Annotated in this window: 5 protein-coding genes; 1 reads left to right on the top strand and 4 read right to left on the bottom strand. The window is 59.2% G+C overall.

The genetic code is table 11. The annotated features are described in order from the left end of the window. The first annotated feature begins 100 nt into the window (after nucleotides 1-100). Nucleotides 101-328 carry a hypothetical protein gene (locus tag ACTIF6_RS12175; protein ID WP_439588242.1) on the top strand — a complete coding sequence of 76 codons (228 nt, stop codon included), beginning with the start codon at nucleotides 101-103 and terminating at the stop codon, nucleotides 326-328. Nucleotides 329-789: 461 nt separating this feature from the next. Here the strand turns inward: ACTIF6_RS12175 and ACTIF6_RS12170 are convergent, their stop codons facing one another. The 4 genes from ACTIF6_RS12170 to ACTIF6_RS12155 form a co-directional block, all read right to left on the bottom strand. Then, entirely contained in the window at nucleotides 790-2,958 is a 2,169-nt protein-coding gene (locus tag ACTIF6_RS12170; protein ID WP_439588241.1) for a hypothetical protein, read from the bottom strand. Nucleotides 2,959-3,104: 146 nt separating this feature from the next. Next, entirely contained in the window at nucleotides 3,105-5,153 is a 2,049-nt protein-coding gene (locus ACTIF6_RS12165; protein ID WP_439588240.1) for an AAA family ATPase, read from the bottom strand. Next, a complete protein-coding gene (locus tag ACTIF6_RS12160) occupies nucleotides 5,150-5,680 on the bottom strand; it encodes a hypothetical protein (protein ID WP_439588239.1) in 531 nt (176 codons plus the stop codon). The genes ACTIF6_RS12165 and ACTIF6_RS12160 overlap by 4 nt, the downstream gene beginning before the upstream one ends. Continuing rightward, on the bottom strand, nucleotides 5,680-6,999 hold the full coding sequence (locus ACTIF6_RS12155) for a hypothetical protein (protein ID WP_439588238.1): 1,320 nt from the start codon (nucleotides 6,997-6,999) through the stop codon (nucleotides 5,680-5,682). The genes ACTIF6_RS12160 and ACTIF6_RS12155 overlap by 1 nt, the downstream gene beginning before the upstream one ends. Nucleotides 7,000-7,185: the final 186 nt, after the last annotated feature.

The following is a 7,185-nucleotide window of genomic DNA, read 5'->3' as shown; positions in this document are numbered from 1 at the left end:
CGATGTGATGGCACGCCTGCCCATGCAGCGCGCCAGCGAAATCGGCGAGTTGCTGCCGCACCGCTGGCAACCGCTCTGATGCAGCACACAATGTGCGTACATGAAGCACATTGAAGAACTGATTGCCGACGGCGGGGAGGTCACGCTCGGCGCTCTTGCACCATTCGACTGCGTTGCCAGCGCAGCCGATGGCAGCAACGCACTCGCGATGCTTGTTCGCCGGGACGGCGAAACGCTGCCCGCTCTGCTCAAGCGTCTGGACAGGGCCATCGCAGCTCAATACAACGACGGCAGAATTACCGACGAGGTCAACGCTACAGACGATTGACCATCCGGTGCGTCAAGATGGGTTCGCCGCGCGCTTACCGGCAACTGGCTGCGCGGGTATGCCTACAGCTTCATCGAGACGTTCGCACCGAGCCTGAACCGGCAGATCGTGGAAGAGGCGCTGAATGATGAGATCGTGACGGTTTGAGGGTGGATCGGCAGGTTGAATCGCCTGCAAAGAACCTGCCGCTTGTGCTCACTGCGTGAGCGGCTGCTCCAGACTGACTGCTGCCGTTCAACCCTCGACCGCTAAGCGTCAGCGCGGTCCGACAGCAGTCATTCATGCGATTCGGGCTAGGAATCGCTGAGGAGAGGTTGCAGGGCAGCGAGGATGAGACATCGCGCTGCTGGTAGTCAAGCAAACTTGAGCGGCGGTTGCACCCCGCAAGGGAAGTGTTGCGTCCGCACTATCGTTCAAGACGGCGCCAACGCATGGAGCGCGATGGGTTGACGTCTAGACGACTATTTGTCTACATCTTCAAAGATCGAACGCTTTGTGACGACGGGAGCTGGAGGCGGGGCATCCTCCTTCGTTTGCGTGACGAGGTGCGTCCAATCCGTCTCATCTTCCGAGCTTTCATCATGTTCGCGCTTGCGCACTTCAAGCACCTCGACCGAGCGCTTCACTTGATCGCGCGCGTCGTCGATCAGGGCAGTAGCGTCCGCGTCGACACCAAACGCCTCAATACCATCAAGCACATCGAGAAGCTTCTTAAAGTGGCTGTCTGGCTCTTCGTCCAAGTCGGCGTCTGCAGCGATCTCGTGTATCCGCTCTCCGAGCGATGGCAGCACAGTTGTCCGCAGCGCCAATCCCATCCCGACAAGCCTTTGCGGTGGTATGAGCGCGAGCATCTTAGGTTCGTCGAGAAAGGAAATGTCGAGGCCGTTGAGAACTGCAGACTCCAGCTTGTCGGCTATCTCCGAGCGCAGATCGTCAGGCAGGATTGTGAGGTGATGAGCACGTGCGTACGTGGCGATCCGGGGATCATTGCTCGCGAGACCGGAGTGCCAGCAGGACCGTCGCAGTAGATCTGGAAACTGTTCGACGGCTTTGACGAAAACGGCCTCGCTCGAACGATAGGACAGGAAGTGGAACAGCATCCAGTTGCGGTGCAATTCGTCGGGCGTGCGGCCGAGTCGTGCGACCAACGCGTCGTCGAGTGTCGTCGAGATGACAAGCGCGTCTCGAATGAGTGGCGAGCCCTCGCACGTGAAGCTGCTGAGGATGGTGTCGATAGTCGCGCCACGTATGAGCGCCGCCATCATATGGGGCTTCTGGCGCAGAATCTCCGTTAGGGCGTCGGAGATTGTCGGATGGGCGAAAGTCCATTTTGATCCGGAGAGCTTCAGGAAAGAGCCCTTCAGTTCAGCGAAACAATCCTGAATCTTAGTGATAGCGTACCCTGTCAACTCCGCAACCGCCTGTGCAGCGGAAGTGTCATGATTGCTGGGATCGAAGCCGGCCTGATGGACATACACGAGGATAAGTGCGGCCTGCAGCTGATCATCCAAAGCATTGACGGTATCGATGAGATGCTCTGTTGGCTCTTCCATAAAGCGGACGAGCGAACTCTCGCGAGGCGCTAGGCCCTTGGTGAAGCTTGGGTCGCCGAGACGTTCGGCGATCCCCGGGAGGAAATCGCGAACTGCGGCGACTGCGGTCAGATGAGGCTTGACGCTCGATCGCCAGCTTTGACTCTGCTCGCCGAAATTCACATGGTTGTAGAGAATTTGCGACTTTTCTTCGAACGACAGCTCACCGACATCCACGACAGCACTGCCATCCGCGAATTGGGCAAGATTCCGCCGTCCGAGCCGACGTCGCGCCGCTTCATAGATGTGCTTGCGGGAAGTCAGAAGAAAGCGGTTACCGTGCTTTATCGCTGCCCGCAGCTTGGAGAAGGCCGATGCCCAGTCCTGCACATAGTCATCGCGTAGCACATTTGAGCCGAAGGCATCGTCGATCCAGAAGAAACGTCCCGGGTCATTGGGATTCCAACCGGCTTCAAAATCGCGCGGGCTGGTCAGCGCAAGTACTGTGTTGTCTGGATTCTCCGATGCTATGGTCGACACGATGGCGCCAATCGCCGATTTGCCGCTTGAGGGATTGCCCAGCAGTAGCACCACGCCGTGTTTGGCAATCGCGTTGACCGCATCGCGATGCGCTTTGGTAGGCACATATGTGCGAAGCTTTGGGATCCATCCGTCAAGCAATGCTCGGCTCTGCTCACTCAACCTCTCATCCAGAATCGAGGTGAGATCTCCCAAGCCGTAGACCTGCGGGACGAGGGCCCGCAGGCGCGCGCTACTCCTGATAATACGGACGAGATACTGCCGGCCGAGAATGTGGGGCTTACGCACGCCAAGCACGCGGAGTTTGGCGCGCATTGCGACTGCCACAGGCGCATCTACGCTCATGTTCGTCATGAAGACGTAGGTGTTTGCTTGGCCGGATTTGACCAGTTCTTTGACATGATCGATCTCGGCGGTGAGATCACTAAGCTTCAACGCCTTTCCCGCATCGGATGTGTGCTTGCACTGGACCGTACCGATCGGTGAAGCAGTGTTTTCCGCAGGAATCAGGAAGACAGCGTCCTGCCCACCATCTTGCGCTTCGCGGAATATTTCCACGGGCCGGCTAAGCACGACCTCACATACTTGCGAGCATAGATCCTGAAAGGCGCGCCAGCCGATTGTATGGAGCGCCAAATCGCTCCAGGGACCCTGCGCCCGACGCTCTTGCGATGACGGACGCTGGACTCGCGCGCTTTCAGGCTTCATGCGGTGGCGATGCCACGTAGAACACTGACCGGCATTGGATAGACTTCTAGATCGGTGGCCACGCTCGTTGTGCCGAGCGGCCCAAGGCCGATGTCAACACGCCGGCCTCCTTCAGTCGCGGTGCTCACCAAGCGCCGGCAAAGAAGATCGGCGAGCGCGGAATCCTCAACGGCGCAGATGATCTGACGTCCATCCAAGCGAAGAGCAGCGAGCACTTCCACTAGATGAAGGGCCCTGAAATCGTCAATGTGCTGGACAGGGTCGTCGAGCAGCAGAGATCTGAGTGGCGTCCACGCCCGCGCGAGATGAACCGAAAGAAGGAAAGCCAGACCTGCAGCGCGACGCTGACCACTACTGAAGACGAATTGCGGGTTCAGACCGTCCCCGACCTTAAGGCTCAAGAAACGACGGACGTCGCCGCGAATGCTGTAGTCGATTGTCCGCCAGTCGGCGTGCGGTCGCAGGCGCTGATAGAGTTCGTTGAGAAGTGGGCTGATCTGAGCGAGACGTTCATCGATTATCTCGGCGCTAACTCGCCTAACCGAGCGTTCGATTTCGCGGCTCACTGTCACGGCATTTTGCGACCGGTTGACCGCCTGGGCCAGCTTCTCGATTTCACTTCGCAGCGCGGAGATATTGCTTTCGACCGACGACATTCGCGTCACCGCTTGCGAGGCCTCCAGCACGAGGAGCGCACGCTCGAGGTCGATCAACCGGTCGCGTTCGGGAGAAATGGCTTGCTCCAGCCCATCGAGATCTTGGATGAAGCGGGGCTCGATCTCCCACTGATTGCAGAAATCCGCATGTGTTGCTTCCTGTTCGCGCAGCCTGCTCAGCTCGTCCGCATGAGCCTGAACTGCAGCGACTGCCTCCTGGAACGTGGAGCTAGGTTGCCGCGCGTTCGCTTTCGCAGTAGCGAGAGCTTCGTGAGCGAACTGAACACCCGAAACCAGTGATGTAATCCGTCGCCGTGCTGCGGCCAAACCAGCGACGAACTCGTCCGACGTTCGATGGGCTGCACATAGCGGGCAATGACTGTCGTGCAGCCCGAGGCGCTCACCGTGTTCGACTAGAAGGCTCAGCGACGCCGCGATCGCGTCCATCTCTTCTTCTCGCAAAAGGTGTTGTTCGGCTTCCGAGATTGCATGTTGCGCAGCCTGATGCGCGCTCTGCGCCGCTGCGTGGGCTACCGATGCGGCCTCCCGATCGGCAACAGCCTCCGGTGCATTGTAGGCCGCGTGCGCCGACGCGATCTCGCGACCCCGTTGAAGCGCTTCGCCCATTCGACCCAATCGGGTTCGTCCGTTTGCGAGTGCGTTGCGACCCGCAGTCAGCCGTGCCGTCAGCTCGGGCGGCGCATCTGGCGCGGCGGCGCCGATCACCTGGAGCGCGGAGGACACATCGCCTGACCGGCTGAGGGCAGCTTGCGTCTCAGACTGCTGCATCAGCCTGTCCGCCAAACGCGAACGAGCAGCTTCATAAGCGGCCTCGTCTTTTGAGTGCGCAGCTTCAGCGGCAGTCACGACTTCCTTGGCCCTGCTACCTGCCTCCGAGCCTTCTAAAGCACCGAGCGCCGACCGGACGAGATCGAATCGCTCTGTTTCGGAGAGATCCAGGCTGAGCGCCGCGATCCATTCGTCGCGGATGATTGACGTTCGGGTGAGCTGCCGGAGCGCATCGTCGGGCGCAGGTCCTCGGCAAAGCGCGGCGTGGATTTCGTCAGCTGAGCGATCAGCGCCTGACTCGCGCGTGCGCGTAATAGCGAACAACTTCCCGTCGTCGTCGACAAACGAAGCCGTGACATAGTGGGCCTTGGGAACGCCTTCGCCACGCCACCATAGATAGTCGCTGAGACTTTCCTTCGCCGCTTTCTCGACTGCATATTTTCCGATGGACCCGGTGATCGCGAATTCGATCGCATCGCACAGCGTGCTCTTGCCCACCCCGTTCCGACCGGTGATGACGGTGAAACCTCGTCCAAAGTTGATCCGGACGAGATCCCTGAATCCACGAAAGCCGCACACTTCGACGAAATCGAGCCTCATGATGTCGCTCCCAACATGCGAGCGACCTCCGCCGGCGAGGTCTGGTTAAGAAACGCAGTAACGGCGTCCGGAGGGATGTCCTTCAGCCTGGTGCGCAGCCTTGCTTCGAAGTTTGATGCGCCGAGCAACGGCTTGGATCGAACGGACAGTAGTGGTAGCAGCGCCTTCTCAACATGATCTGCCGTGGTAATCGAGGCCCTGGCAATCTTCCGAGTCAAAGAAAAATTCTCTTCAATGCGTTCGATCTCTCGCCCTAGGCTTGCATCCTGATCTGGAGTCAGAAATACCGAGTAGACGTTCCACGCCTTCGCTCCCGCGCCGCGCAACGAGGCGGCATGTCTAGCGAGTGCGACTTGCTGGTATTCACTCCAGGTGCTGAGAAGAGCATCTGCGGTCTCGAAGACATGGACAAATCCCATTAGTGCCGCGTTTTCGAAACAGGTCACGGAACCGACCGAGCCAGTCCACGTCCAAGTTTCATACTGGGCGTCGCGAAGGAGGATTTCGGCTTGCGTGAAGATGTCCATTAGATGCCCAACGCCGCTCTTGCCCCGGGAAGGTCGTACCATTCGCCCGCTGGATCCGGACGAATCACGTCGCCAACGCGTCCGCTGCGGACAACGTTATCCGGCACGCCCAAGTCGGTCGCGCCCACTGCCACAACGATGTCAGATTGCATGGCGGCAGGTGGCTCGACAAACCTCCCGCGTAGCGTCCCGAGGACGGATTGCGCTCCGTTGAGGACGCGAACGCTCCGGCCATTTAGCTCGTAACCGTCGGCGCGTTGAACAGCTCCAGCCTGACGTAGCAGCAAATGGAAGAAGCCTAGGGCTTCAGGATTTGCTGGGCGCAGGAGCTTGGCCGGCTCCGCCGCTGAGACGCCTTCGGCATCCCGCCTCAGACCATACAGAGCTTCGCTATCGAAATTCCCGATGTTCAGCCAAGCTGGGTCGCACTGGACTCCGGTGGCATGTTCGAAGGCAGTTCGTCCGGCGTCCAGCACCTGTCGAAGATAGTTCGATGAGAACGCGCGACGAAGCTCGTCGAGCGCCACTGCCCCGGACTCCTGGACATGTTCGAACGTCACGTTTTGAGCGTGCGCCATATCCCAGAGCTGGGGGGCCTTCTGCTCGAGCGCGTCCGTTGGCGAGAGGTCAACCACGGTCACGGATAGCGGCTGCACATCAATGAGCGCTTCTCCAATCACGGCGTTGAGATATTCCCAGTCCGACCAGAAGCCGACGATGAGCAGATCTTTCTGTCGAAGATTGGCGGCCATCCAAATTTTGCTTCGCGCAATGCGGGCCGAGATGGTCGGATCATCGAGCTGTGAAGGCGCCCATACCGTGGATGGCCGATCGCGCTGAGAGCAGCCATGGAATTTCAGCAGAGGTGCCTGACGGACGGAATCGGCAGTGGCTTCGTTTCCGTCAAGCGAGCCACGGAAGTCCGCGCCGTAGTCCCAAGCGCGTCGCTCGATGAGCGTATCGTAGTTGCTCGATATGCCCGCAACCGCAGCTCGGGTGATGAGAAAATCTGCTATCGCAGCGTGCCCTGTGTTCGCAGGCCGTACAAAAGCGGGCCAGGGCACGAGATGTTCGATGAAGACCGATTGCAGGGTGTTGAGTCCTGCGAAGTGTTCGGCTAACGATTCTAGATTGTCCCGAAGAGCGACGTCGCAATTTGGATCCGACTCAAGGCGATATTTGTCGAAGCAGCGTTCTGCTACTGTCCGAGCGGACGGCAGACTGCTAGGAGGAGCCATGGAAAGCCCTGCGCCGCAGACCACCAGGAGGCGGCCGGCGTTCATAGAGGCGAGCAGCCGAGTGATTGACTCAGGCGTCACGTATTCCTCCAACGAGAGCCAACCCCCCAACCTGATTCGGTTGCGATTTTGTCGATCCAGTTGATCGTGTTAGTTGCACTCACCGCTGTCCCTCCGTCATGCTTAAGTTCGCTTGTCGCCGGGACAAACGCGCTGCGAGGATCTTGCTCTCTTAGCTTCAAAGTTTGATGCGCTTCCAGTTAAAGG

This window comes from Hydrogenophaga sp. (genome assembly GCF_051860785.1).
Lineage (GTDB): Bacteria > Pseudomonadota > Gammaproteobacteria > Burkholderiales > Burkholderiaceae_C > Hydrogenophaga.
This window is presented reverse-complemented; position numbering and strand designations above follow the sequence as displayed.